General features: G+C 71.4%; 23 protein-coding genes. 7 read left to right on the top strand and 16 right to left on the bottom strand.

Annotated elements, in window-relative coordinates; genetic code table 11:
* Positions 1 to 713 (bottom strand): DAK2 domain-containing protein (locus QM638_RS07655; protein ID WP_415141362.1); only part of this gene is annotated, 713 nt, incomplete at its 3' end.
* Positions 714 to 1,032: 319 nt separating this feature from the next.
* On the opposite strand from QM638_RS07655, the gene rpmB reads away from it, so the two are divergent.
* Positions 1,033 to 1,218: a 50S ribosomal protein L28 gene (gene rpmB, locus QM638_RS07650; protein WP_415141361.1), complete on the top strand. Its 186-nt coding sequence runs from the start codon at positions 1,033 to 1,035 to the stop codon at positions 1,216 to 1,218.
* A 99-nt stretch (positions 1,219 to 1,317) separates the two neighbouring features.
* Here rpmB and QM638_RS07645 read toward each other — a convergent pair whose 3' ends face one another.
* Complete coding sequence (locus QM638_RS07645) at positions 1,318 to 2,334, bottom strand: thiamine-phosphate kinase (protein ID WP_415141360.1); 1,017 nt, start codon at positions 2,332 to 2,334, stop codon at positions 1,318 to 1,320.
* A 151-nt stretch (positions 2,335 to 2,485) separates the two neighbouring features.
* On the opposite strand from QM638_RS07645, the gene QM638_RS07640 reads away from it, so the two are divergent.
* Together QM638_RS07640 and QM638_RS07635 are read left to right on the top strand one after the other, a co-directional pair.
* A complete protein-coding gene (locus tag QM638_RS07640; protein ID WP_415141359.1) occupies positions 2,486 to 2,722 on the top strand; it encodes an Lrp/AsnC family transcriptional regulator in 237 nt (78 codons plus the stop codon).
* Positions 2,723 to 2,725: 3 nt separating this feature from the next.
* Entirely contained in the window at positions 2,726 to 3,685 is a 960-nt protein-coding gene (locus tag QM638_RS07635) for a D-alanine--D-alanine ligase family protein (RefSeq protein WP_415141358.1), read from the top strand.
* A gap of 74 nt (positions 3,686 to 3,759) precedes the next feature.
* Here the strand turns inward: QM638_RS07635 and QM638_RS07630 are convergent, their stop codons facing one another.
* Positions 3,760 to 4,872, bottom strand: coding sequence for a D-alanine--D-alanine ligase family protein (locus QM638_RS07630; protein ID WP_415141357.1), 1,113 nt, complete (start codon positions 4,870 to 4,872; stop codon positions 3,760 to 3,762).
* An 11-nt stretch (positions 4,873 to 4,883) separates the two neighbouring features.
* The gene (locus QM638_RS07625; protein ID WP_415141356.1) at positions 4,884 to 6,266 is read right to left on the bottom strand and encodes a UDP-N-acetylmuramoyl-tripeptide--D-alanyl-D-alanine ligase; all 1,383 of its coding nucleotides are present in this window, start codon (positions 6,264 to 6,266) and stop codon (positions 4,884 to 4,886) included.
* A 115-nt stretch (positions 6,267 to 6,381) separates the two neighbouring features.
* On the opposite strand from QM638_RS07625, the gene QM638_RS07620 reads away from it, so the two are divergent.
* On the top strand, positions 6,382 to 7,455 hold the full coding sequence (locus QM638_RS07620) for a trans-sulfuration enzyme family protein (RefSeq protein ID WP_415141355.1): 1,074 nt from the start codon (positions 6,382 to 6,384) through the stop codon (positions 7,453 to 7,455).
* Positions 7,456 to 7,616: 161 nt separating this feature from the next.
* On the opposite strand, the gene QM638_RS07615 is transcribed toward QM638_RS07620, so the two are convergent.
* From QM638_RS07615 to leuC, 4 genes are all read right to left on the bottom strand, one after another.
* Positions 7,617 to 8,633 carry an NAD(P)H-dependent glycerol-3-phosphate dehydrogenase gene (locus QM638_RS07615; protein WP_415141354.1) on the bottom strand — a complete coding sequence of 339 codons (1,017 nt, stop codon included), beginning with the start codon at positions 8,631 to 8,633 and terminating at the stop codon, positions 7,617 to 7,619.
* Positions 8,630 to 9,391 carry a lysophospholipid acyltransferase family protein gene (locus QM638_RS07610; RefSeq protein WP_415141353.1) on the bottom strand — a complete coding sequence of 254 codons (762 nt, stop codon included), beginning with the start codon at positions 9,389 to 9,391 and terminating at the stop codon, positions 8,630 to 8,632. Before QM638_RS07610 ends, QM638_RS07615 begins: the two co-directional genes overlap by 4 nt.
* Positions 9,392 to 9,453: 62 nt before the next feature.
* A complete protein-coding gene (gene leuD / locus QM638_RS07605; RefSeq protein ID WP_415141352.1) occupies positions 9,454 to 10,059 on the bottom strand; it encodes a 3-isopropylmalate dehydratase small subunit in 606 nt (201 codons plus the stop codon).
* A 28-nt stretch (positions 10,060 to 10,087) separates the two neighbouring features.
* Complete coding sequence (leuC, locus tag QM638_RS07600) at positions 10,088 to 11,500, bottom strand: 3-isopropylmalate dehydratase large subunit (protein WP_415141351.1); 1,413 nt, start codon at positions 11,498 to 11,500, stop codon at positions 10,088 to 10,090.
* Between the two features lie 114 nt (positions 11,501 to 11,614).
* Between leuC and QM638_RS07595 the strand changes: the two genes are divergently transcribed.
* A complete protein-coding gene (locus tag QM638_RS07595; RefSeq protein WP_415141350.1) occupies positions 11,615 to 12,340 on the top strand; it encodes an IclR family transcriptional regulator in 726 nt (241 codons plus the stop codon).
* A 272-nt stretch (positions 12,341 to 12,612) separates the two neighbouring features.
* Here QM638_RS07595 and QM638_RS07590 read toward each other — a convergent pair whose 3' ends face one another.
* Complete coding sequence (locus QM638_RS07590; RefSeq protein ID WP_415141349.1) at positions 12,613 to 13,092, bottom strand: methylated-DNA--[protein]-cysteine S-methyltransferase; 480 nt, start codon at positions 13,090 to 13,092, stop codon at positions 12,613 to 12,615.
* 11 nt (positions 13,093 to 13,103) lie between these two features.
* Positions 13,104 to 14,618: an Ada metal-binding domain-containing protein gene (locus QM638_RS07585; protein WP_415141348.1), complete on the bottom strand. Its 1,515-nt coding sequence runs from the start codon at positions 14,616 to 14,618 to the stop codon at positions 13,104 to 13,106.
* A 137-nt stretch (positions 14,619 to 14,755) separates the two neighbouring features.
* On the opposite strand from QM638_RS07585, the gene QM638_RS07580 reads away from it, so the two are divergent.
* Together QM638_RS07580 and QM638_RS07575 are read left to right on the top strand one after the other, a co-directional pair.
* Positions 14,756 to 15,964 carry an LCP family protein gene (locus QM638_RS07580; RefSeq protein ID WP_415141347.1) on the top strand — a complete coding sequence of 403 codons (1,209 nt, stop codon included), beginning with the start codon at positions 14,756 to 14,758 and terminating at the stop codon, positions 15,962 to 15,964.
* Between the two features lie 43 nt (positions 15,965 to 16,007).
* Entirely contained in the window at positions 16,008 to 16,901 is an 894-nt protein-coding gene (locus tag QM638_RS07575) for an aldo/keto reductase (RefSeq protein ID WP_415141346.1), read from the top strand.
* 558 nt (positions 16,902 to 17,459) lie between these two features.
* On the opposite strand, the gene secA is transcribed toward QM638_RS07575, so the two are convergent.
* From secA to QM638_RS07545, 6 genes are all read right to left on the bottom strand, one after another.
* Positions 17,460 to 20,276 carry a preprotein translocase subunit SecA gene (gene secA / locus QM638_RS07570; RefSeq protein WP_415141345.1) on the bottom strand — a complete coding sequence of 939 codons (2,817 nt, stop codon included), beginning with the start codon at positions 20,274 to 20,276 and terminating at the stop codon, positions 17,460 to 17,462.
* A gap of 43 nt (positions 20,277 to 20,319) precedes the next feature.
* Positions 20,320 to 21,567, bottom strand: a complete 1,248-nt coding sequence (locus QM638_RS07565) for a winged helix-turn-helix domain-containing protein (protein ID WP_415141344.1) — start codon at positions 21,565 to 21,567, stop codon at positions 20,320 to 20,322.
* 62 nt (positions 21,568 to 21,629) lie between these two features.
* Entirely contained in the window at positions 21,630 to 23,480 is a 1,851-nt protein-coding gene (ilvD, locus tag QM638_RS07560; RefSeq protein ID WP_415141343.1) for a dihydroxy-acid dehydratase, read from the bottom strand.
* 131 nt (positions 23,481 to 23,611) lie between these two features.
* Positions 23,612 to 24,280: a response regulator gene (locus QM638_RS07555; RefSeq protein WP_415141342.1), complete on the bottom strand. Its 669-nt coding sequence runs from the start codon at positions 24,278 to 24,280 to the stop codon at positions 23,612 to 23,614.
* A gap of 130 nt (positions 24,281 to 24,410) precedes the next feature.
* The gene (hpf, locus tag QM638_RS07550; RefSeq protein WP_415141341.1) at positions 24,411 to 25,028 is read right to left on the bottom strand and encodes a ribosome hibernation-promoting factor, HPF/YfiA family; all 618 of its coding nucleotides are present in this window, start codon (positions 25,026 to 25,028) and stop codon (positions 24,411 to 24,413) included.
* Positions 25,029 to 25,429: 401 nt separating this feature from the next.
* On the bottom strand, positions 25,430 to 25,799 hold a 370-nt coding region (locus QM638_RS07545), incomplete at its 5' end, for a ComF family protein (protein WP_415141340.1).

Genomic DNA, 25,799 nt, shown 5'->3' with positions numbered 1-25,799 from the left:
GACGTGGCCGCGTCCGCGGGCGGCCGGGACGGGGCCACCGGCTCGGCGCTCCTCGCCGGCCGGGACGGCGCGGCCGGGAGACGGCCGCTGACCGCGGCGTCGAAGGCATCGAGGATGACGCAGACCCCGCGCCCGCCGGCATCGACGACCCCGGCGACGCGCAGCACGTCGAGTTGCTCGGGGGTGTGCTCCAGCGCCTCCCGGGCGGCGGCGGCGGCAACGCCGATGACGTCCCGGGTGTGCACCGCGGGGTCGATGCTCACCGACCGCTCGGCGGCCTCGGCCGCGGCGCACAGCACGGTCAACATGGTGCCCTCCAGCGGCTCGCCGACGGCGGCCACGGCGGCGACCGACGCCGCCCGGAGCCCGGCGGCGAACCCGGCGGCCCGTGGCTCCTCGGGCGGGGCGGTCGCCAGGCGTCGTACCAGGGCTCCGATCATCTCGGCGAGGATCGCGCCCGAGTTGCCCCGGGCGCCGAGCAGCGCGCCCCGGGCGAAGGCCGCCATCGCGCCGGCCGCGTCCTCGTCCCGCCCCTCGTCCCGCCCCTTGTCCTGTCCTTCATCCCCGCCGAGCTCGGCGGCAGACGAGGTGAGCCCGTCGCGCGCGGCCGCGATCGTCAGATAGAGGTTGGTGCCGGTGTCGCCGTCGGGGACCGGGAAGACGTTGAGCGCGTTGATCTCCTGGCGGTGCTCGGCCAGCGCGTCCGTGGCCAGATCGGCGAATCGCCGTACGACATCGAGGTCGAACGTGCTCACCTGACCTCCTTGAGGATGACCATCCGGGAGTGACGTGCCCACCCGCCCGTGCCCGGATCGGTGGACCCGAGTCCGCCTGCCAGGCTAGACGACGTGTGCCGGGGTCCCGCACGCCGCACGACCCCGGCACCACCCGCCTGGACGGCTCGGCCACACTACCCGGCCCGCACCCCGGAGGTGGTGCGTGGATTTCGTCCGCCGGGCGGCGGTCCGCTACGCTGCTGTGGTTGCCCCGCGTCGGGCACCTCGATCCAACCAGCGATTTCAGGAGTTCACGGTGGCTGCCGTCTGCGACATCTGCGACAAGAAGCCGGGCTTCGGCAACAACCGGCCGTGGTCCCGCAAGATCACCAAGCGTCGCTTCAACCCGAACATCCAGCGCGTCCGCGCGGTCGTCAACGGGACCCCCAAGCGTCTCAACGTGTGCACCTCCTGCCTGAAGGCCGGCAAGGTCTCTCGCTGACGCACACCGCAGGCCCCGGACCGCATCGGCGGATCCGGGGCCTTTGCTCTGTCCGCCTCGTCCCCGGGCGCGAACCGGGCTCGACCCCGGCACTCGACCTCAGAAGTGGGTCCACCCGGTCGGGCCGTCGTACGCCGCCCCGTCCACGGTGACCAGCGCCTCCGCCCCGCCCCCGCCGATCCCTCCCGCGCCGCCCTCCCCCGCGACCTGCGGTGCCGCGACGACCTCGCCGATGGCCCGCCAGCCCGCCGGCAGCTCGACTCCGGGCGGGAAGGTGGCGAGCAGCGAGTGGTCCTCGCCGCCGCCGAGCACGAAGGTGAGCGGATCCGCCCCGGTGGCGGCGGCGACCGCATGCAGCGGCTCGGGGACCTCCAGCGCCGCGGTCCGGACGTCGATGCCGACGCCGGAGTCGGCGGCCAGGTGGGCCGCGTCGGCGAGCAGGCCGTCGGAGACGTCGATCATGGCGGTGGCACCGGCGGCCGCCGCGACCGGACCGGCGGCGTACGGCGGCTGCGGGCGACGGTAGGCCTCGACCAGCACCCGGGGCGATCGGAAGCCACGGCCCAGCACCGCGAGCCCTCCGGCGGACCAGCCCTGCCGTCCGGCCAGGGCGAGGACGTCGCCCGGTCGGGCTCCCGAGCGCAGCACCGGAGCCTGGGCGACCGCACCCAACACGGTCACGGCCACCACGATCTGGTCGGCGCGGGTCAGATCGCCGCCGACCACGCTCGCGCCGACCTCGGCGCACTCGGCGGCGAAGCCGTCGGCGAAGCCCCGCATCCAGGAGACCGGCAGGTCGGCCGGCGCGCCCAGGCCGAGGGTGAGGGTGTGCCCGGTGCCGCCCATCGCGTTGATGTCGGAGAGGTTCTGCGCGGCGGCGCGGTGTCCCACGTCGACGGCCTCGGACCAGTCCCGGCGAAAGTGCCTGCCCTCGACCAGCAGGTCGGTGGAGACCACCACGTGCCCCTGCCGGATCCGGACCAGTGCGGCGTCGTCACCGGGACCGACCAGGACCGAATCCGCCTGCGGGAAGCGCGTCACCAGGTCGGCGACGACGGCGAACTCCCCCAGGTCGGCGACGGTGGTCCCGGGCTGGATCGGCATGGCGCTGCTCATGACCCCATCCAACCCGCCGGCCCCGTGTGTCTGCCAGTCGGATCCACTCACAGGGTCCACCTATGGACGTGGCCGACCAGCACGGTAGGTTGAGCGGCGACCCGTGCCACGATGGCAACCCGCATGAGCCCCGCACAGCTAGGAGAGCGCGATGGTCGTCCAGGCCTACATCCTCATCCAGACCGACGTCGGCAAGGCCGCCGAGGTGGCGGGCGAGATCGCCAAGATCACCGGGGTGACACTGGCCGAGGACGTCACCGGCCCCTACGACGTGATCGTCCGAGCCGAGGCGCGCAACGTCGACGAGCTTGGCAAGCTGGTGGTCGCCAAGGTGCAGACCCTGGAGGGCATCACCCGCACCCTGACCTGCCCGGTCGTCCACATCTGAGACGTGAGCACCGAAGCAGTCCTGCCCGGTCCGGTCGCGGTCATCGCCGGCGGACTCAGCCACGAACGCGACGTCTCACTGTCCAGCGGCCGCAACCTGGTGCGTGAGCTGCGCGCCCAGGGCGTCGAGGTGGCGTCGTACGACTTCGACCGCGGCCTGCTGGCCAACCTGGAGCGGGACAAGGTGGTGGCGACGCTGCCGGCGCTGCACGGTCAGTTCGGCGAGGACGGTGAGATCCAGACGCTGCTGGAGCTGATCGACATGCCGTACGTCGGCTCCACCTCGCGCGCCTGCCGGGTGGCCTTCGACAAGAGCGCGGCACGTGAGCTGCTGCGGCGGGCCGGTCTGCCGGTGCCGGACAGCGTCGGGCTGTCGGCCCAGACCTTCCGCGACATCGGCGCGACGGCGCTGATGGAGCACGTCATCGACCGGCTCGGCGAACGGGTGGTGGTCAAGCCGGCCCGCGGCGGCTCCGCCCTGGGCGTCACCGGCGTGGACGGGCTCTCGCTGCTGCCCTCGGCGCTGGTGGAGACCTACGCCTACTGCGAGGAGGCGCTGATCGAACGGTTCTACGCCGGCATCGACGTCAGCGTCGTGGTGCGGGAGACCCCCGACGGGCTGTCCGCGCTGCCGCCGGTGCACATCGACTTCACCAAGGGACACGAGTTCGACTTCGCGGCCCGCTACACCGCCGAGTTCGTCGGGCTCGAGGTGCCCGACCTCTCCAACGAGCTGCACGAGCGACTCTGCGAGACCGCCCTGCGGGCACACCGGACGCTGGGGCTGCGCGACGTCTCCCGCAGCGACTTCATCCTCGGTCCCGACGGGTCGTTCGTGGTCCTCGAGGTGGCGATCACGCCGGGCACCACCGAGACCTCGGTCTTCCCGTTCGCCTGCGCCGCCGCCGGCACGTCGCTCGGCGCGGTCGCGCTCGACCTGCTGCGCGGTGCCGTCTCCCGCTAGACCAGCCGGGGCCCGCGCCCGCCGAGACCCACACGCCCCAACAGCGGTGCGCCGGGGGTGCGGAGTCAGCCGAGTCAGCGCAGGCCGGTGGGACGCTCCAGGGCGAGCTGGATCAGCTCGTCGATCAGCTCGGGATAGCTCACCCCGCTGGCCTGCCACATCCGGGGATACATCGAGACCGGGGTGAACCCGGGCATGGTGTTGATCTCGTTGACGACGACCTCACCGTCCGGGGTCACGAAGACGTCGACCCGTGAGATGCCCTCTCCGCCGATCGCCTCGAAGGCCCGGACCGCGAGCTCGCGCACCCGCTCGCTGATCTCGGCGGGCAGATCGGCCGGGGCCTCGAGCCGCACCGGGCCCTCGTCGAGGTACTTGGCGTCGAAGTCGTAGAACTCGTGGCTGCCGGTCTGCACCACGATCTCGCCCGGCACCGAGGCGCGTGCCGGCCCGCCTCCCCGGCCGCCGAGCACCGCACACTCGATCTCGCGCCCCTCGATGCCCTGCTCCACCAGCACCTTCGGGTCGTGGAAGCGCGCCTCCTCGATCGCGTCGGCGAGACCGGAGACGTCGTCCACCCGGGTCACCCCGAGCGAGGAGCCGGCGCGGGCGGGCTTGACGAAGACCGGGAACCGCAGCTCCTGCACCCGGGCGACGACCTCGCTCGGGCGCTGCTCCCAGTCGCGGGGACCGACCACCACATAGGGCCCGACCGGAAGCCCGTGACCGGCCAGGACGAGCTTCATGTAGTGCTTGTCCATGCCGACCGCGGACGCCAGCACGCCGCAGCCGACGTATGGCAGGTCGGCCAGCTCGAGCAGTCCCTGCACGGTCCCGTCCTCGCCGTACGGGCCGTGCAGCAGCGGGAAGACCACGTCGACGTCGCCGACCTCTCCCAGGCCCGCGACCGACCGGCCCGACGCGCTCGTCACCTCGGGCAGGTTGCCACCGGCGATCTCGAAGCGGGCGCTGTCGCCCGCGGCCAGCACCCACTGGCCCGCACGGGTGATGCCGATCGGGACCACCTCGTACTTCTCCCGGTCGATCGCCTTCAGCACACCGGCCGCGGTGGCCGAGGAGATCGAGTGCTCTCCGGAGCGGCCGCCGAACAGGAGGGCGACCCGGATCTTGCGGTGCGGGGTGGAGCGGGCAGGGTCCCGGGCAGGGTCTGGAGAAGCATCGGCCATGATGGGCCAGGCTATGTCAGCGCGTCGGCGACCTCGAACAGGCGCGCCCCGTTGGAGGCCTTGATCAGCACCGCGTCGCCCTCGCCGAGATGCTCCTCCAGCCAGGCGACGGCGGCGGCGTTGTCGGGGACGAACACGGCCTCCGGACCCACCCCGTCGACGATGCCGCGGGTCGGCTCGCCGACCACCACCACCAGGTCGACGCCCCGCTCGACCAGGTAGCGGCCCAGCGCCACGTGCTCGTCGTACGCCGTCTCGCCGAGCTCCCGCATCTCCCCGAGTACGGCGATCGTGCGGCTCACCTCGCGGGCCCGGCCGAGCACCGCGAGGGCGTCGATGGCCGCGCGCATCGACTCGGGATTGGCGTTGTAGGCGTCGTTGAGCACGATCACCCCGCCGGGCAGCTCGTGCAGCTCCATCCGCCAGTGCGACAGGCTCGTGATCGCGCCGAGCGCCTCGCCGATCTGCGGCGCCGCCAGTCCCGCCGCCAGCAGCGCACCGGCGGCCGCGGCGGCGTTGGTGGCCTGGTGAGCGCCGACCAGCCGGAGACGCACCGGCACGGTGGCGTCAGCGGTGACCAGGTCGAAGCCGGGCCGGCCGAGCCGGTCCAGCGAGAGTGCGTCGACGCGCACGTCGGCCACGCGGCCCGGTCCGACGTGGCCGAAGGTCAGCACGCGCTCGGCGGTACGCGCCGACATCGCGCTCACCCGGTCGTCGTCGGCGTTGAGCACCGCCGTCCCGCCGGGGCGCACCGCCTCGACGAGCTCGCCCTTCGCCTCGGCGATCGCCTCCCGGGACCCGAAGCCGTCGAGGTGCGCGGTGCCGACGTTGAGCACGACGGCGATGTCCGGCGCGACCAGGCCGGTGAGCTCCGCGATGTGGCCACGAGCCCGGGCGCCCATCTCCAGCACCAGGAACCGGGTGTCCTGCTCGACCCGCAGCGCGGTCAGTGGCATGCCGAGCTCGTTGTTGAACGAGCCGTGGGTGGCCACCGTCGGGGCCACCCGGGCGAGCACGGCGGCGATCAGGTCCTTCGTGGAGGTCTTGCCCTGGGAGCCGGTGAGCGCGATCACGGTGAGGTCGCCGCGCTCACGCACCCGTGCGACGACCTGTTTCGCCAGCCGGTGCAGCGCCTGCTGCACGTCGGCGACGACCACCGTCGGCAGCTCGGTCGGCCGGGTGCCGATCACCGCCACCGCGCCTCGCGCACCGGCCCGGACGGCGTACTCGTGCCCGTCGACGTGCTCGCCGCGGAAGGCCGCGAACAGGCTGCCGGGGACGGCCTCGCGACTGTCGATGACGACCGGCGCACTCACCGCGACGGCACCGTCGCCGACCACCTCGCCGCCGACCACCTCGCCGCCGGTCACCTCGGCGATCTCGGTCAGCGTCATGGCGATCATGCGACGGCTCCGCGGCACTCGGTCATGGCCAGCAACCTAGCGCCACCGGGTCCGGCACACGCGCTCGGACCCGGTGACCGCTGGGCTCCGAGGCTAGCCTGTCGCCATGGCCGAGACCCCTCCCCTGCGCGCCCACACCGTCGCCGTCCACGCCGGGCGGCCGCCCCACGACATCGACCAGCCGCTCAACGTGCCGATCACGATGGCCTCGACCTATGTGGCCGGCGGCGCCAAGGAGTACGGACGCTACGCGAACGACTCCTGGACGGCGTTCGAGGAGACGCTCGGCGCCCTGGAGGGTGGCCGTGCGCTCGCCTTCGCCAGCGGGATGGCCGCGATCGTCGCCGTGCTCGACCTGGTCTCCGACAGCACCGTGATCGCGGCCCGGCACTCCTACCAGGGCACCGTCGGGATGCTCGGCGATCTCGAGGCCCGGGGCCGGCTCCGCGCCAGGTTGGTCGACATCTCCGACACCGCGGCGGTGACGGCGGCGATCGACGACGAGACCGCACTGGTCTGGATCGAGTCCCCCACCAACCCCGCCATGGAGGTCGCCGACATCGCGGCGATCGCCGAGGCGGCCCATGCGGCCGGGGTGCGGGTGGTGGTGGACAACACCTTCGCCACCCCGATCCTGCAGCGGCCGCTCGAGCTCGGGGCGGACATCGTCGTGCACTCGGCGACGAAGTACCTCGCCGGTCACTCCGACCTGCTGATGGGCGCCGTCGTCGTCGCCGACCCAGAGCTGTACGACGTCCTCAAGGGCCGTCGTGACCTGACCGGTGCGGTGCCCGGAGCGTTCGAGGCCTGGCTGGCACTGCGGGGGCTGCGCACCCTGCCGCTGCGGGTGGAACGAGCCTCGGCCAACGCCGCCGAACTGGCCCGCCGGCTCTCGGACCACCCGGCCCTCACCGAGGTCCGCTATCCGGGGCTCGGCGCGATGGTGGCGATCGTGGTGGCCGGCGGTGCCGACCCGGCCGACCTGGTGGTCCGCTCCACCGAGGTGTGGACGCACGCCACCTCACTCGGCGGGGTCGAGTCGACCTTCGAGCGTCGGCGGCGGTGGCGGACCGAGGCGACGACCATCCCGGAGGGCCTGATCAGGCTCTCGGTGGGCATCGAGGACGTCGAGGACCTCTGGCGCGACCTGGCGGGTGCACTCGATCGGATCGCCGGCTGACCCCCGCCTGCCCGGGTGCGGGCCGGGCCCGTTCGTCTAGGTATGCAGGCGAGTGCCCACTTCCCCGTGGGAACTCCGAGAGGGAAGTGCCCCTTCACCTGCATACCTTGCTGAAGCGGCCGGCGGCTCCGCCACCGCGAGGAAGCGGCCGGGGGCCGGAGCTACTCCGTCTCCGCCTTCGTCGGCCGCTCGAGCATCGAGTCGAGCACCTCGGAGACGGTCATCTTCCCGGCGACCACCGCGTCGACGTACTCCGCCAGCGGCGCGTCGACGCCGTTGCGGGCGGCGAGCTCGCGCAGCGGCCGGCAGGACTTGGCACCCTCGGCGACCTGGTGGGAGGAGCCGACGATCTCCTCGGTGCTCTGGCCCTGGCCGAGTCGCTCGCCGAAGGTACGGTTCCGCGACAGCGGGGAGGAGCAGGTGGCGACCAGGTCGCCCAGGCCGGCCAGCCCCATCAGGGTGATCGGGTTGGCGCCGAGCTTCATCGCCAGCCGAGCGGTCTCGGCGAGGCCGCGGGTGATCACCGAGGCCCGGGAGTTGTCGCCGAAGCCCCGGCCGGCGGCCATCCCGACCGCGATCGCCACCACGTTCTTGTAGGCACCGCCCAGCTCGCAGCCGATCACGTCGGTGGAGGTGTAGGGCCGGAACGCGGCGCTGTGCATCCGCGCCTGCAGCGTCTTGGCGACCTCCTCGTCGGCGCAGGCCACCACGCCGGCGGCCGGCTCGCGCCGAACGATCTCGGGCGAGAGGTTGGGCCCGCTGACCACCGCGATCCGATCCGGACCGGCGCCGGTGACGTGCGCGATCACCTCGCTCATCCGCTCCAGCGAGCCCAGCTCGACACCCTTCATCAGCGAGACCAGCGGCGCGCCCTCGGGCAGGTACGGCGCCCAGTCGAGCAGGTTGTCGCGCAGCGTCTGCGACGGGGTGGCGAACACCACCACGTCGGCCCCCGCCACCGCCTCCTCCACGTCGTGGGTCGCGGTGATCGTCTCCGCCAACCGCACGCCGGGGTGGTAGTCGGGGTTCTCGTGCCGCTCGGTGATCGCTGCGGCGAGCTCCTCGCGCCGGGCCCACATCGTGACCTCGTTGCCGGCATCGGCGAGCACGACGGAGAAGGCGGTCCCCCAGGAGCCGGCCCCGAAGACCGCGACCTTGCCGAGCCCAGCGCCCGTCACCTCTCCTTCCTCTGCTGCTTCTTCGGGTTGCCGGTGGAGCTCAGCCCGGCCTTGCGCGGGTCGAACAGCTCGGTGGGCGGGGTCTCGCCGCGGACGTCACCGACCAGCGCCACGATGGCCGACATGATCCTGGCCGTGGCCTCGTTGATCACCGCGGGGGTCTGCTCGACGGCGGCCAGGTCGGCGAGGTCGACCGGGTCACCCACCTTCATCCTGATCGGCTTGCGGCCCTTGAGGTTCGGCTTGGCCGAGTAGGCCGGCAGCAGCTTCTGGGCACCCCACTGACCGACCGGGATCACCGGACAGCCGGTGGCGAGCGCGATCCTGGCGGCGCCGGTCTTGGGCGTCATCGGCCAGCCCTCGGGATCCTTGGTGATGGAGCCCTCCACGTAGACCACCACCAGCTCGCCGGCCCGGACCGCGGCGATCGCCTCGTCGAGCGCACCGACCCCGGCGGCGCGGTCGACCGGGATCTGGCCGGCCGACCGGAGGAAGTAGCTGGCCACCCGGTTCTTGAACAGGCTCGCCTTGGCCAGGTAGCGCGACTGCCGCCCGTAGTCCCAGGTGATGTGGGCCGCGGTCAGCGGGTCGATGTGGGAGACGTGGTTGAGGGCCAGGATGCAGCCACCCTCCGCGGGGATCTTCTCCGCGCCCTCCCACTCCTGGGTGGTGGTGGCCAACAGGGTCGGTTTGACGACGGCGACGGCGAGGCCCCAGGCCCAGCCACGGCGCTGCTTCAGCTTCCGGTACTTACCCACGGCTGCAGGCTACCGCCCGGCGTACGGCGCGGTGTCCGCTGCGTCTCGCGACCGCGACGGCCTCAGCCGTGGAGGGTGACCGGCTTCCACGTCGGCCGGGTCGCCTCGAAGGCGGAGATCTCCTCGGCGTGGGTGAGGGTCAGGCTGACGTCGTCGTACCCCTCGAGCAGCCGCCAGCGGGTGTAGTCGTCGATGTCGAAGGAGTCCTCGATCGCGTCGACGCCCTCCCCGGCACGGACCGTGCGCGAAGTGAGGTCGACGGTGATCGAGGCGCCCGGGTTGTCGTCGAGGTAGTCCCAGAGCCGCTGCACGACCTTCTCGTCGACCTGGGCGGCGAGCAGGCCCGCCTTGCCGGAGTTGCCGCGGAAGATGTCGCCGAAACGCGGGCTGATGACGACCCGGAAGCCGTAGTCCATCAGCGCCCAGACGGCATGCTCGCGCGAGGAGCCGGTGCCGAAGTCCGGGCCGGCGACCAGCACCGACGCGCCGGCGTACGCCTCGTTGTTGAGCACGAAGGAGTCGTCCCCGCGCCAGGCGGCGAAGAGCCCGTCCTCGAAGCCGGTGCGGGTGACCCGCTTGAGGTAGACGGCCGGGATGATCTGGTCGGTGTCGACGTTGCTGCGGCGCAGCGGGATGCCGACGCCGGTGTGGGTGGTGAACTTGTCCATCACGTCTCCTTGACGGCTGGTTGCGGCCTCAGACGGCCGCGGGCTGCAGGTCGGCGGGCGAGGAGAGGGTGCCGCGTACGGCGGTCGCGGCCGCGACCTCCGGCGAGACCAGGTGGGTGCGACCGCCCTTGCCCTGGCGTCCCTCGAAGTTGCGGTTGGAGGTCGACGCGCTGCGCTCCCCCGGGCTGAGCGTGTCCGGGTTCATCCCCAGACACATCGAGCAGCCGGCCCCACGCCATTCCGCACCAGCCTCCTTGAAGATCAGGTCCAGGCCCTCGTCCTCGGCCTGCAGCCGCACCCGGGCCGAGCCCGGCACGACCAGGAAGCGGGTGTCCGGATCGACCTGGTGCCCCTTGATGATCGCGGCGGCGGTGCGCAGGTCCTCGATCCGGCCGTTCGTGCAGGAGCCGAGGAACACCGTGTCCACCTTGATCTCGCGCATCGGCGTACCGGCCTCCAGGCCCATGTAGACGAGCGCCTTCTGGGCGGCGATCTTGTCCTGGGCGTCGTCGAAGTCGTCCGGGCTCGGCACGGCTGAGCCGAGCGGGACGCCCTGGCCCGGGTTGGTGCCCCAGGTGACGAACGGCGTGATCTCGGCGGCGTCGAGCACGATCTCGGCGTCGAAGGTGGCGTCCTCGTCGGTGACCAGGGTCCGCCAGTGCGCCACCGCGGCGTCCCAGTCCGCGCCGGTGGGCGCCTCGGGACGACCCTCGATGTAGTCGAAGGTGGTCTGGTCGGGCGCGATCAGGCCGGCCTTGGCACCCCACTCGATGCTCATGTTGCAGATGGTCATCCGGGCTTCCATGGAGAGGGCGCGGATGGCCTCGCCGCGGTACTCCACGATGTAGCCCTGGCCGCCGCCGGTGCCGGTCTTGGAGATCAGGGTCAGGATCAGGTCCTTGGCGCTGATGCCCTCGGGCAGGGTGCCGTCGACGGTGACCGCCATCGTCTTGGGCTTGGCCTGCGGCAGGGTCTGGGTGGCCAGTACGTGCTCGACCTCGGAGGTGCCGATGCCGAACGCGATCGAGCCGAACGCACCGTGCGTGCTGGTGTGCGAGTCACCGCACACGATCGTCATGCCGGGCTGGGTCAGGCCCAGTTGCGGGCCGACCACGTGCACGATGCCCTGGTCGATGTCGCCGAGCGGATGGAGCCGTACGCCGAACTCCTCGGCGTTCTTGCGCAGCGTCTCGACCTGGGTCCGGCTGACCGGGTCGGCGATCGGCTTGTCCCAGTCCAGGGTGGGGATGTTGTGGTCCTCGGTGGCCAGCGTCAGATCGGGGCGCCGCACCGGTCGACCGGCCAGGCGCAGCCCGTCGAACGCCTGCGGACTGGTCACCTCGTGCAGCAGATGGAGATCGATGTAGAGCAGATCCGGCTCGCCCTCGCTCGATCGGACGACATGCTCGTCCCATACCTTCTCCGACAGTGTCCTGCCCATCGGGTCCTCCATCTCCATCGCGCCGCGCCGCCTCGGCGATGAGGCGAGCATGTTCCTCGGTACCTCACCACTGTAGCCGTTGCATCCCAGTTTATGAGACGCTAGTCTTGCCATATGGACACATCTAGTGGAGTCGGCGTGCTGGACAAGGCCGCCCTGGTTCTGACGGCGCTCGAGTCCGGGCCGGCCACCCTGGCCGGACTCGTCGCCGGCACCGGTCTGGCCCGACCCACTGCCCATCGTCTCGCAGTCGCGCTGGAGCACCACCGCCTGGTGGCCCGCGACATGCAGGGACGCTTCGTCCTCGGTCCGCGGCTGGCCGAGCTGTCCGCCGCCGCCGGCGAGGACCGGTTGCTGGCCACCGCCGGCCCGGTGCTCGCCCGGTTGCGCGACATCACCGGAGAGTCGGCCCAGCTGTGGCGTCGTCAGGGCGAGTACCGGGTGTGCGTCGCCGCCGCCGAACGGCCCGCCGGACTGCGCGACACCATCCCGGTCGGCTCCCAGCTGACCATGCGCGCCGGATCGGCCGCCCAGGTGCTGCTGGCCTGGGAGGACCCCGAGCGGATGCACCGCGGCCTGCAGAACGCCGCCTACTCCGCGGCCGCGCTCTCCGGCATCCGCCGTCGCGGCTGGGCGCAGTCGATCGGCGAGCGCGAGGCGGGCGTCGCCTCGGTCTCCGCCCCGGTCCGCTCCCCCGGTGGCAAGGTGATCGCCGCGGTGTCCGTCTCCGGGCCGCTGGAGCGCCTCACCCGGCAGCCCGGCAAGATGCACGCGCCGGCCGTGCTCGCCGCGGCGGAGCGACTCTCGGAGTCGTTGCGCCGCGCCGCCGCCGACGGCTGACCAGAGGCACATGGCGCCCTCCACCCCGCCGAGCAGAGCCAAATGGGGCTCCTCAGGACGCCGAGCAGAGCCAGACGGCTGGCGTGGGGGCGGCCTAGAGAGCGCCCATCGAGCCGACGCACGTGGGCTCTCCCGGTTCGCTCCTGCGTCCATCGCCGCCTACGCGGCTACCGGAGGTGCACTGACGAGCCGTCCCTCGTGCCCCCGATGGCGCCCCCATGCCCGACTCAAGACGGCCCGACTCAAGACGGCCCGACTCAAGACGGCCCGACTCAAAACAGGGAGCCGGACTCCAGGTCCAGGAGCCGCTGCTTGCGCTCGATCCCGCCGGCGTACCCGGTCAGCGACCCATCGGCGCCGATGATCCGGTGACAGCCGATCACGATCGGGATCGGGTTGCGACCGTTGGCCAGCCCGACCGCCCGAGCACCGTGGCCGGTCAGGCCCAGCCGGCCGGCCAGCTCGCCGTACGTCGCGGTGCGGCCGTAGCCGACCTGCTGCAGCTCACGCCAGACGCGCTGCTGGAACGCGGTGCCGACCGGCGCGAGCGGGAGGTCGAATGCGGTGCGCTCACCGGCGAAGTACTCCGCCAGCTGTCGGGCACATTCGACCAGCACCGGATGCGCGTCGTCACGCTCCCCGCGCGGGCGGCCGTCGGCGCTCGGATGGGGCGGGAACTCGATGGCGCTGATCGCGCCATGGTGCTCGACCAGCCGTAGCGTGCCGACCGGTGTCTCGATGATTGTCCACATGAGGAGCTCCTTCAGCTCGGGTCGTTCAGAGGTCTCGCAGCGGTACGCCGGGGCTCGAGGCTGCTCCACAGATGCATCAGGGCGTAGGAGCGCCACGGTCGCCAGCGAGCGGGATCGGGTGTCCCCGGGCCGGCCGCCAGCGCCCTGCGGATCGCCAGGTCGCCGGGGAGGAAGACGTCCGGGTGGCCGAGCGCGCGCAGCGCCACGTAGTCGGCGGTCCACGGGCCGATCCCGGGCAGTGCCAGCATCAGCCTCCGGGTCTCGTCCCGGTCGGCCCCGCGGTCGAGCACCAGCTCACCGTCCGCGACGGCACCGGCCAGGCCGATGATGCCGCGCGCCCTGGCCCGCGGCATCGGCAGGCTCTCCGGGTCGAGTGCGGCGAGCCGGTCGGCGGTCGGGAAGAGCCGGTCCAGGCCGGCGGTCCCGGCCTGGAACCCGATGCCGTGCTCGGCGACGATCCGGCCCAGCACGGTGCGGGCACCGGCGACGCTGACCTGCTGACCGACCATGGTGCGCACCGCCAGCTCGAAGCCGTCCGGCGTGCCCGGCAGCCGCAGTCCCGGCCGGGCGGCGGCGAGCGGCCCGAGCACCGGGTCGTCGGCGAACGCGACCGCGATGGCGGACGGGTCACAGTCGGCGTCGATCATCCGGCGGGCCCGTTCCACCGCGACGGCGGTGTCGCGCAGGTCGGCGAGCCGGAACGTCGCCCGGACGAAGCCGGTCTCGCCGTCCTGCGGCAGATCCTTGAGCTCGAGCCGTACGACGCCCGGCCCGCGCGGCAGGTCGAGGGTGCGCGCGAACCATCGGTCGGCCTGGCTCGATCCATCGAGCTGGTCGCTGCTCAGCTCGAGCGCCGGCACCGCATGGCTGGCGAGGAACCGATGCAGGCTCCGGCCGGCGAACGGCGTACGCACCGCCAATCGCAGGCAGAGCGTGCCGTCGGTCCGCGGAGCCGGGCCGCGCCGGCGGTGGCGCAGCTCGGTCGGCGTGGTGGCGTACACCTCACGCACGGTGTCGTTGAACTGCCGGACGCTGGCGAAGCCGGCCGCGAACGCGATGTCGGCGAACCCCAGGTCGGTCGTCTCGACGAGCGTGCGCGCGGTCTGCGCACGCCGGGCACGGGCGAGCGCCAACGGACCGGCGCCGAGCTCCGCGGTCAGCAGCCGGGTCAGATGCCGCGGCGAGTAGCCGACCCGGCGAGCGAGTCCGTCCACCCCGTCGCGATCCACCACGCCGTCCGCGATCAGCCGCATCGCCCGGCCGGCCAGGTCGGCGGCCACATCCCACTCGGGACTGCCCGGCGTCGCGTCGGGCTGGCAGCGCTTGCACGCGCGGTAACCGGCCGACTGGGCGGCGGCCGCGGTGCGGTGGAAGGTCACGTTCGCGAGGGCGGGCGTCCGGGCCGGGCAGGACGGTCGGCAGTAGATGCCGGTGGTGCGCACCGCGATGTAGAAGACGCCGTCGAACCGACGGTCCCGGGACGCCGTCGCCCGGTAGCACGCATCGGTGTCGAGATCGAAGGCCATGCCCCCATCATGCCCGGCGGATCGGACACCTACTGGCGGAAATCGGACACGGCAGGAGACCAGTCCGCGGGCGACACGGGGCCGATGATGCCGCGAAAACGCGATTCCGGTTGGTTCGACCTGCGAGTATGCCGAGCATGAGTTCCTCCGGCCACCGCGCGGGGCACGATCGGCGCACCGTGCTGCGGGCCATCCTCGTCACCGACCTGATCCTCGCTCTGGTGACCGGCCTCGGGGTCTTCTTCGCCTACCGTCACCTGGACGGCAACATCAAGTCCGGTGCGAGCATCGACCACAACGTGCAGAAGTCGACGAGCGCGCCGAAGGAGGCGCTCAACCTCCTGATCCTGGGCACCGACACCCGCGACTGCAAGGGCTGCAAGGTCGATGCCGAGGCCGGCGGCGGGCTCTCCGACACGACGATCCTGCTGCACATCGCGGCCGACCGGAAGTCGGCGTACGGCATCTCCATCCCGCGTGACCTGCTGGTCAAGCCGATCAAGTGCACCAAGAGCGCCGCGCGCGTCACCGGCAACCTGCTGAAGTGGAACGAGGCCTTCGCCGCCGGCGGTGCGGACTGCACCGCCGAGCAGGTCGAGTCCACCTTCAAGGTGTACGTCGACGGCTACGTCACCGTCGACTTCGGCGGGTTCAAGGACATGGTCGACGCGATCGGCGGGGTCAACATCTGCATCGCCAAGGAGCTCGACGATCCCACCTATCTGCACGTCGACTTCAAACCCGGCAAGTCGGTCCATCTCAACGGCACCCGAGCGCTCGCCTACGTCCGCCTCCGCCATGTCGGCGACGGCACCGACATCGGCCGGATGAAGCGCCAGCAGGCGTTCATCGCGGCGATGATCAACAAGGTGGTCTCCGCCGGCACGCTGACCCGGCCCGACCGGCTGTACAAGTTCGCCAACGCGCTCACCGACTCGATCACCACCAGCCCGGACCTGGCCAGCGCGAGCAAGCTGGTCAAGCTCGCCACCGAGCTCAAGCACGTCGACCTCACCGACATCCGGTTCATCACGGTGCCGAACTTCCTCTATCCCGAGGGCAGCGACGGCTACCCGAACGTCGGACTGCGGCCGGCCTACCGCACGCTGATGCGGGAGGTGCGCAACGACAAGCCGCTCAGCAAGCGCTTCGCATCCGGCTCGATCACGGCCGGCAGCTCCTCGAGCGGCAAGTCCTCGGCATCCGCGTCGGCCAGCTCCTCGGCCAGCTCCTCGGCGAGTACGACGCCCAGCTCCTCGCCCAGCTCCTCGGCCAGCTCCTCGGCCAGTGCCACCGCCACCTCGACGGCCGACGCCGCCGCCGAGGCCGCCGGGGTGTGTTCCTGACCCCCGCGGCGGCCCTGTTACGTCGATGGCGCAGAGTGGAGGCATGACGATCTCCACCTCCTCCTTCCTCGGCGACAAGCCGGTCCGCAGGATCGGCTTCGGCGCGATGCAGCTCGCCGGACCCGGTGTCTTCGGTCCGCCGGCCGACCCGGACGCCGCTCGCGCGGTGCTACGACGAGCGATCGAGCTGGGCGTCGACCACATCGACACCGCCCAGTTCTACGGCCCCGACATCGTCAACGACCTCATTCGCGAGGCGCTGCACCCCTATCCCGAGACGCTGCGACTGGTCACCAAGGTCGGCGCGACCCGGGACGCCGACGGCGGCTGGGTGCCGGCGGGGGCGCCCGAGCGACTGCGGGAGCAGGTCGAGGCGAACCTGCGTGCCCTCGGCATCGAGCGGCTCGACCTGGTGAACCTGCGTCGCTACGAGATCGACTTCCCCGGCTCCGACGAGGTGCCGCTGGCCGACCAGCTCGGCGTACTCGCCGACCTGCGCGAGGCCGGCAAGATCGACCTGATCGGCGTCTCCAACGTCGGTCTCGACAGCGTCCGGACCGCCATCGAGACGGTCGGCATCGGCGAGGTGCAGAACCCGTTCAGCATCCTGGACCGCAGCGACGCGCCGACGCTGGAGCTGTGTCGAGAGCACCAGGTCTCCTACGTGCCCTACTTCCCGCTGGGCTCGGCCTTCACCGGCGGTCCGGCCGCGCTGGCCGCCGACCCGCAGGTGAGCCGGGTCGCGGCCAAGCACGGCGTCAGCGCGACCCAGGTGGCGCTGGCCTGGCTGCTCGCCCAGTACGACCGGCTGCTGCTGATCCCCGGCACCAGCTCGGTGGCACACCTGGAGGAGAACCTCGCGGTGGCCGACATCGCCCTGGACGGCGACGACCTAGCCGCCCTGGACACCGTCACCCCGCGCCCGGTGGCCCACTGAGGAAGTCCCACACCGTCGGTCGAGTGGGCCCGGGCAGGTCTCGATACGCTCGCTGACGCTCGCTACTCGACCGACGGAGAGGGCTCGCTGGTGCTCCCGATCGACCGACAGGAGCGGCCGCGCGAAGCGCGGTCGGCGGAGGAGGGAAGCCGGTCTGGGAGCGTAGGCGACTGAGCGAGGCCGCGGCCGAGCTTGCTCGCGTACGTGTGCCGAGCGAGGGAGCCACGGCGCGCAGCGCCGTAGCGACCGGCGACCGACGACAACGCCGTCGACGTTTCCCCAGGAACCCAGCGTCGCTCGGCGCGTGCGGCCGCAATGCGACCGAGCGAGGCCGCGTGTCGAGCTTGCTCGATCGCGTGTGCCGAGCGAGGAAGCAACCGCGCGAAGCGCGGTCGGCGGAGGAGGGAAGCCGGTCTGGGAGCGGAGGCGACTGAGCGAGGCCGCGTGCCGAGCTTGCTCGCGTACGTGTGCCGAGCGAGGGAGCCACGGCGCGCAGCGCCGTAGCGACCGGCGACCGGCGACAACGCCGCGGACGCTCCGCCGAGCGACGCTGGGGGGTCAGCCGTTGACGCGGGTGGTGAGCCCCGTCGGTCCCCCGGCCCGCCCGTGGCACTGCTTGAACTTCTTCCCCGAGCCACACGGACACTTCTGGTTACGGCCCACCCCGGCGTACTCGTCCTCGACCTCGCCGGTGCCGCGGGACTCGGCCTCGCCCTGCTCGTCGGGACCGGAGTAGGAGAGGTTCTGCGGCGAGCTCGGCCGGTCCAGGCCCTTGGCGTGGATCTGCGGCGAGGCGGGCCCGGCGGTCTTCAGCGCAGCCGAGATCTCCTCCAGGCCGGCACCGTCGACGTCGAGGGCCACGTCGGGCTCCGGCTCGCCCTCGACCTGGACCTCCAGGTTGAACAGGAAGCCGACCGACTCCTCCTTGATGCCCTCCATCATGCCGGTGAACATGTCGAAGCCCTCGCGCTGGTACTCGACCAACGGGTCACGCTGGGAGTAGGCCCGTAGCCCGATGCCCTCGCGCAGGTAGTCCATCTCGTAGAGGTGCTCGCGCCACTTGCGGTCGAGCACGGAGAGGACGACCTGACGCTCGAGCTCGCGCATGACCTCCTCGCCCACCTCCTCCTCACGCCGGTCGTACGCCGTCTGGGCGTCCTCCTGCAGCGCGGCGATGACCTCGTCCCGGTCGAGGTTCGACTTCTCGCCGCCGACCTCCTCGACCAGGGTCTCGGACTCGAGCTCGACCGGCCAGATCTGGCGCATCTCGGTCCACAGCTGGTCGAGGTCCCACTCCTCGGCGTACTCCTGGGTGGCGCTGCCGACCACCCCGGCGACGACGTCGTCGAGGAAGCCGCGAACCTGCTTCTCCAGGTCCGCCCCCTCCAGTACCTCGCGCCGCTCGGCGTAGATGACCTTGCGCTGGCGGTCCATCACGTCGTCGTACTTGAGCACGTTCTTGCGTGACTCGAAGTTCTGCGCCTCGACCTGTGTCTGGGCGTTCGCGATGGCGTTGGTGACCCGCTTGTTCTCGATCGGGACGTCGTCGGGGATCTTGAGCATCACCAGGATGCGGTCGACCCAGTCGGACTTGAACAGCCGCATCAGCTCGTCCTGCAACGAGAGGTAGAACCGCGACTCGCCCGGGTCTCCCTGACGGCCGGAACGACCGCGCAGCTGGTTGTCGATGCGGCGGGACTCGTGCCGCTCGGTGCCCACCACGTAGAGTCCGCCGAGCTCGGTGACCTCCTCGTGCTCGGCCTGGACCTGGTCCTTGAGCCGCTCCACCGTCTCGCCCCAGGCGGCCTCGTAGTCGTCCGCGGTCTCGCCGGTCGGCTCCAGGCCCTTCTTGCGCAGCTCCTGGTCGGCGAGGAACTCGACCGACCCGCCCAGCATGATGTCGGTGCCTCGACCGGCCATGTTGGTCGCGACCGTGACGGCGCCCTTGTGACCGGCGAGCGCGACGATCTTGGCCTCGTCGGCGTGGTACTTCGCGTTCAGCACGGTGTGCGGGACGCCCTCGCGCTTGAGCAGGTTGGAGAGGTACTCCGACTTCTCCACCGAGACCGTGCCGACCAGCACCGGCTGGCCCTTGGCGTTGCGGTCGGCGATGTCGTCGACGACCGCCTCGTACTTGGCCTCCTCGGTGCGGTAGACCAGGTCCGGCTGGTCCTTGCGGATCATCGGCTTGTTGGTCGGGATCTGCACCACGCCGAGCTCGTAGATCTTGTCGAACTCGCTCGCCTCGGTCATCGCCGTACCGGTCATCCCGGAGAGCTTGTCGTACATCCGGAAGTAGTTCTGCAGCGTGATCGTGGCCAGCGTCTGGTACTCCTCGCGGACCTCGACGCTCTCCTTCGCCTCGATGGCCTGGTGCAGACCGTCGTTGTACCGGCGCCCGGCCAGCATGCGGCCGGTGTGCTCGTCGACGATGAGCACCTCGCCGTCCGCGACGACGTACTCCTTGTCGCGACGGAACAGCTCCTTGGCCTTGATCGAGTTGTTCATGAACGAGATCAGCGGCGTGTTCACCGAGTCGTAGAGGTTGTCGATCCCGAGGTGGTCCTCCACCTTGGTGATGCCGGGCTCGAGGACCGCGATGGTGCGCTTCTTCTCGTCGACCTCGTAGTCGACGTCCTTGGTCAGGGTGCGCGCGATCTTGGCGAACTCGTCGTACCACTTCACATCGTCCTCGGTCGGCCCGGAGATGATCAGCGGCGTGCGCGCCTCGTCGATGAGGATCGAGTCGACCTCGTCGACGATCGCGAAGTAGTGACCGCGCTGGACCAGGTCGTCGACCGACCCGGCCATGTTGTCGCGCAGGTAGTCGAAGCCGAGCTCGTTGTTGGTGGCGTAGGTGATGTCGCAGTTGTAGGCCTCGCGACGCTCGGCCGGCGTCATCTCCGGCAGGATCACGCCCACGCTCAACCCGAGGAAGTGGTGGATGCGGCCCATCATCTCGGACTGGAACTTGGCCAGGTAGTCGTTGACGGTGACGATGTGGACGCCCTTGCCGGCGAGTGCGTTGAGGTACGCCGGCAGGGTGGAGACCAGGGTCTTGCCCTCACCGGTCTTCATCTCGGCGATGTTGCCCAGATGCAGCGCCGCGCCACCCATGATCTGCACGTCGTAGTGCCGCTGCCCGATGACTCGCTTGGAAGCCTCTCGTACGACGGCGAACGCCTCCGGCATCAGCTCGTCGAGGGACTCGCCGTCCTCGTGGCGCTGACGCAGATCGTCGGTCATGCCCTGCAGCTCTTCGTCCGACATCGCGACGAAGTCGTCTTCGATCGCGTTGACGGCCTTCGCGATGCCTTCGAGCTGGCGCAGGGTCTTGCCCTCACCGATACGGAGGATCTTGTCGATAATGGCCACTTCGATGGGCTCCTACTAGCTGCAGACGGGTAGCGCGCCCACTCTACCCATCGGATCCAGCCGGGACCGCCTCGGGCGAACGGTGCCGGAGCTCGGCCGAGAGCGCCGGCGCGAGATCGCCGCGTGGCTCGACCTCGATCCGGTCCAGGCCGAGCCAGCCGGCGAGTCGGGCGAGCTCCGCGGCGAGCTCGGCCGGCAGGTCGCCGGAGCCGGCACCCGGCCGCGCCGGTCGCTCGGCGTAGGCGCCCTTGACCCACAGCACGCCGGCGGCCCGGTCGGCCTTGAGATCCACCCGGGCGGCCAGCCGGTCGCCGAGCAGGAACGGCAGCACGTAGTAGCCGTGCACCCGCTTGTGCGCCGGGGTGTAGATCTCGATGCGGTAGAAGAAGTCGAACAGTGCCTCCGTGCGCTCGCGGTGCCAGACCACCGGGTCGAACGGGCTCAGCACCGCCCGGGCGTGGATCCGGCGCGGCAGGCGCGCGGCACGGTGCAGGTACGCCGGCCGCGACCAACCCTCCACCCGGACCCGTTGCAGCTCCCCCGCCGCCACCAGCTCGTGCGCGGCCAGGGTCACCTCGGCGACCTTGAGCCGGTAGTAGTCGGCGAGGTCCTTGGCGGTGGCCACGCCGTGGCTGCGCGCCGCCCGGCGGACCAGCTCGAGGTGAGCCTCGGCCCGGCTCAGCGCCGGCGCCTGGAGATGCTCGCGCGGGATCACCCGCTCCGGCAGGTCGTAGACCACCTCGAAGGCGGAGGTGCGACCGGCGATGGCCAGCTCACCGGTGCGGTAGAGGATGTCGAGCGCCTTGCGCGCCGCCGACCAGTTCCAGCCCCAGTGCTCACGGATCCGCGGCTGCTCCTCCGCGAACGCGCTCGCGGGCAGCGCACCGCGCTCGGCGACCTCGGCGAAGAGCTTCTCCTTGAGCTGATGGTCGACGTCGCGCCACCAGCCGTAGTTCTGCTCCCGATAGTGCTGCATCCGGAACTGCATCGCCGGCCACAGCTCGACCGGCATCAGCGCCTGCACGTGCGCCCAGTACTCCACCAGCCGGCGGGTGCGGACCGGCCGAGCGCTGGCCCGGTGCAGGAGGCGGACGTCGTACGGGCCCATCCGGGAGTACAGCGGCATGTAGTGCGCGCGCTGCAAGACGTTGACGCTGTCGACCTGGAGGACCCCGGTGCGGTCCAGGGTGCGATCCAGGGTCCGCATCGTCACGGCGGCATGGGGCCGGTCGGCGAACCCCTGGGCGGCGAGCGCGATGCGACGGGCCTGGGCGAGGCTGAGTGACTCCACGGATCGCAGCCTACGGCCGATTCCGGACGGTCGGTGTCCGGAATCGGCGAGTCCGCTCGGCCCTACTCGGGCACCCGGCGGTAGGCGCCGTCCGAGGCGGCGGTCGCCATCGAGGCATAGGCCCGCAGCGCCCCCGAGACCACCCGGTCGCGACCGAGTGGGGTGTAGGGCCGCTCGCGCTTCTCCTGGGCGGCGCGCCGCTCGGCGAGCACCATCTCGTCGACCTCGAGCTGCAGCCGCCGGCGCGGGATGTCGATGCTGATCTGGTCGCCGTCCTCGACCAGGGCGATCAGGCCGCCCCCGGCGGCCTCCGGCGAGATGTGCCCGATGGAGAGTCCGCTGGTCCCGCCGGAGAACCGGCCGTCGGTGATCAGCGCGCACTTCTGCCCCAGCCCCCGGCCCTTGAGGAACGAGGTCGGATAGAGCATCTCCTGCATCCCGGGACCGCCCTTGGGTCCCTCGTAGCGGATCACCACCACGTCGCCGGCCTCGATCCGGCCGCCCAGGATGCCCTCGACCGCCGCCTCCTGGGACTCGAAGACCTTCGCCGTGCCGGCGAAGGTCCACACCTCCTCCGGGACGCCCGCGGTCTTGACCACGCAGCCGTCCGGCGCGAGGTTGCCGGTCAGGATCGCCAGGCCACCGTCGACGGTGTAGGCGTGCTCGACGTCGCGGATGCAGCCGTCCGCGGCGTCGGTGTCGAGGGAGGACCAGACGTTGTCGGTGGAGAACGGCTCGGTGGTGCGTACGCCGCCCGGGGCGGCGCGGAAGAGCTCCAGCGCCTGCTCGGACGCTGTGCCGCTGCGGATGTCCCACTCGCCGAGCCAGCTCTCGACGTCGCGGCTGTGCACGGTGTGCACGTCGGTGTTGAGCAGGCCGGCACGGTTCAGCTCGCCCAGGATCGCCGGGATGCCACCGGCTCGGTGCACGTCCTCCATGTGGTACTTCGGCGTGTTCGGCGCCACCTTGGACAGGCACGGCACCCGGCGCGAGATCGCGTCGATGTCGGCGACCGAGAAGTCCAGCTCCGCCTCCCGCGCCGCGGCCAGCAGGTGCAGCACCGTGTTGGTGGAGCCGCCCATCGCCACGTCGAGCGCGAAGGCGTTCTCGAAGGCGCTGCGCGAGGCGATCGCCCGCGGCAGCACCGAGTCGTCCTCCTCGCCGTAGTAGCGCGAGGCCAGGTCGACCACCGTGCGGCCGGCCCGGACGAAGAGCTGCCTGCGGGCCGCGTGGGTGGCCAGCGTCGAGCCGTTGCCGGGCAGGGAGAGGCCGATCGCCTCGGTGAGGCAGTTCATCGAGTTGGCGGTGAACATCCCCGAGCACGAGCCGCAGGTCGGACAGGCCGAGCGCTCGATCGTGTCGAGCTGCTCGTCGGTGACGGCCTCGTTCGCCGAGGCGATCATCGCGTCGATCAGGTCGAGCTTGGGGTGGACCACTCCCTCGATCGCCTGGGTCTTGCCGGCCTCCATCGGCCCGCCGGAGACGAACACGGTCGGGATGTTGAGCCGCAGCGAGGCCAGCAGCATGCCCGGGGTGATCTTGTCGCAGTTCGAGATGCACACCAGGGCGTCGGCGCAGTGCGCGTTGACCATGTACTCCACCGCGTCGGCGATCAGCTCCCGGCTGGGCAGGGAGTAGAGCATGCCGCCATGGCCCATCGCGATGCCGTCGTCCACGGCGATGGTGTTGAACTCCTTGGCGACCGCACCTGCCTCACTCACCGAGTCGGCGACCAGCTTGCCGAGGTTGCGCAGGTGGACGTGTCCGGGGACGAACTCGGTGAACGAGTTCGCGATCGCGACGATCGGCTTGCCGAAGTCGGAGTCGGTCATTCCGGTCGCACGCCACAGCGCGCGAGCGCCGGCCATGTTGCGACCCTGGGTCGAGGTTGCTGAGCGAAGAGTGCGTGCCACCCTTCAAGAGTGCACCCTGGCGCCTCATCGGCCTACACCGGCGTCACCAGATGGACAGCGCCGCGCCCGAGACCGTCGTCCGGGTCACGCGGGTCGAACGGGGTCGAACGGGGTCGAACGGGGTCGAACGATCAGGGCAGATCGAGCAGCTTCTCCCGGACGGCGTACATGACGGCCTCCATCCGGGAGTGCAGCTGGAGCTTCTCCAAGATGTTGCGCACGTGGTTCTTCACGGTGTTCTCGGAGATGAACAGCTCCTTGGCGATCTCGCGGTTGTTCATCCCCCGCGCGACCAGCCGCAGCACGTCCAGCTCGCGGTCGGTCAGTCGCAGGCCGGAGACCGAGCGCCCGGCGCGGGAGAGCTCCTTGAACTCGTCGATCAGCTTGATCGCCATCGCCGGGCTGATCAGCGACTGCCCGTCGGCGACCACCCGGATCGCCTGCGCGACCTGGTCGATCGAGGAGTCCTTGAGCAGGTAGCCCGACGCCCCGGACTTCACCGCCTCGTAGAGGTCGGCCTCCTCGTCGGAGACGGTCAGCATCAGGATCTTGGCGCTGGGCACCGACTGCTTGATCGCGCTGCACGCCTCCAGGCCGCCGCGACGTGGCATCCGGACGTCGAGCAGGACGACGTCCGGGGCACTGCCGAGCGCCAACTCGAGGCCCTCGTCGCCGTCCGAGGCCTCGCCGATCACCTCGATGCCGGACTCGTGTCCCAGCAGCATCACCAGGCCCTGCCGGAAGAGCTCCTGGTCGTCCACGACCACCACGCGCACCGGCTCGTCGCTCGTCGCACTCATTGCGGCATCATGACACGGCCCGCCGGTGGTGCGGCGCCCCCGGCGGTGGCGTGGACGCCGCACCGACCGGGCCGACCGGGCTCCGGGCGAGGCCGATGGCGGCCGCACTCGGAGCCGGCCGGCGTCCGGCTCACTCCGCGCGATCGAGCGCGATCACGCCGTAGTCGTACCCCCGGCGGCGGTAGACGACGCTGGGCCGCTCGGACTCCTTGTCGAGGAAGAGGTAGAAGTCGTGGCCGACCAGCTCCATCTCGTACAGCGCCTGGTCGAGCGTCATCGGGGCCGCGGTGTGGGTCTTCTCCCGCACCACCAGCGGGCCCTCGCCGGTCACCGTGATCGGGCCGACCTGGTGCTCGACCGGCGTCCCGTCCTCGGTGGCCTCCGCCCCGTCCACCGGCACCTCGGACAGCGCCTGTCCCACCGAGACCGGCGTACGTCGGCCGCGGTGCACCCGGCGGCGGTCGGCGGCCCGGCGCATCTGTGCCGCCATCTTGTCCAGCGCCAGGTCGAGCGCCGCCATCTTGTCCTCGGCGCACGCCTCGGCGCGCACCACCGGGCCCTTGGTGAAGGCGGTGAGCTCGAGCCGGACGGCGCCCTTGGGCTGCCGGGAGTTGGTCCGGTGGGAGACCTCCACATGCATCCGGATGATGCGATGGTCGTGCTTCTCGAGCCGACTCAGCTTCTCGGCGACGTGGTCGCGATACCTGTCGGAGACTTCGCAGTTGCGAGTCGTGACGACAACTTCCATCGATACCTCCACAGCGTTGTGCGGCTGATGCCGCGCTGATGGGTCACGAGGGATCCGCTGATCCCTCCGGCCGCGCCACCCCCGAATGGGTGCGCGGACGCGCGAGGTGGAGTCCGTCCGGCCGACCTGGTCTTCGACCCCACAATCGCCTGCTGAGGCTTCCGCAGCTTGTTGCCACTACCGACCTTCTCCCGAGCGGCCCGCGCATCTGACGCGGGCGCCGAGGCAGGACTTACCACTAAGCCGCACCGTGATCGCTCCCGCCCGGGGATCGACTCCTCGGAGGGGAACTTACGTGGACCGTTTCGCCTGCGACTGGCATCGGCTAGCCGCTCGCGCACCCCGAGCCGGGCCGCGCGAGCGGCGCAACCACGGACCCGGACGGACTCCATACACAGACGTTAGTTCCCCGCAGGCGACGACGAAAGGGGAACCGGCCACGAGGACCGGTCCGGCCGTCCCCGCAGGACGGACGAGCCGGGCGATGAGCCGGGGCCCGGCGAGCGTCTGCGGGTGGCGGCCACGGTGGCGACCGCCACCACCCGCAGGCCGACCGCCTGCAGTGCCCGCTGCGCCTCCCGCGCGGTCGAGCCGGTGGTGAGGACGTCGTCGCAGACGATCACCGACGCCGCCGACCCGTCCAACACCCGGGCGAGCCGCCGCAGTCCCGGGCTCGGACAGCTCATCGAGCCGGCCAGGTTCGCCGCCCGGGCGCCGGCGTCCAGGCCGGCCTGGTCGACCACCCCGGGCCGGGTGCGCAGCAGCCGTGCG

The sequence above is a fragment of the Nocardioides sp. genome (assembly GCF_047606145.1).
In the GTDB taxonomy this organism is placed as follows: Bacteria; Actinomycetota; Actinomycetes; order Propionibacteriales; family Nocardioidaceae; genus Nocardioides.
The sequence above is the reverse complement of the archived record's forward strand: the minus strand, read 5'-3'. Positions and strand labels throughout refer to the sequence as shown.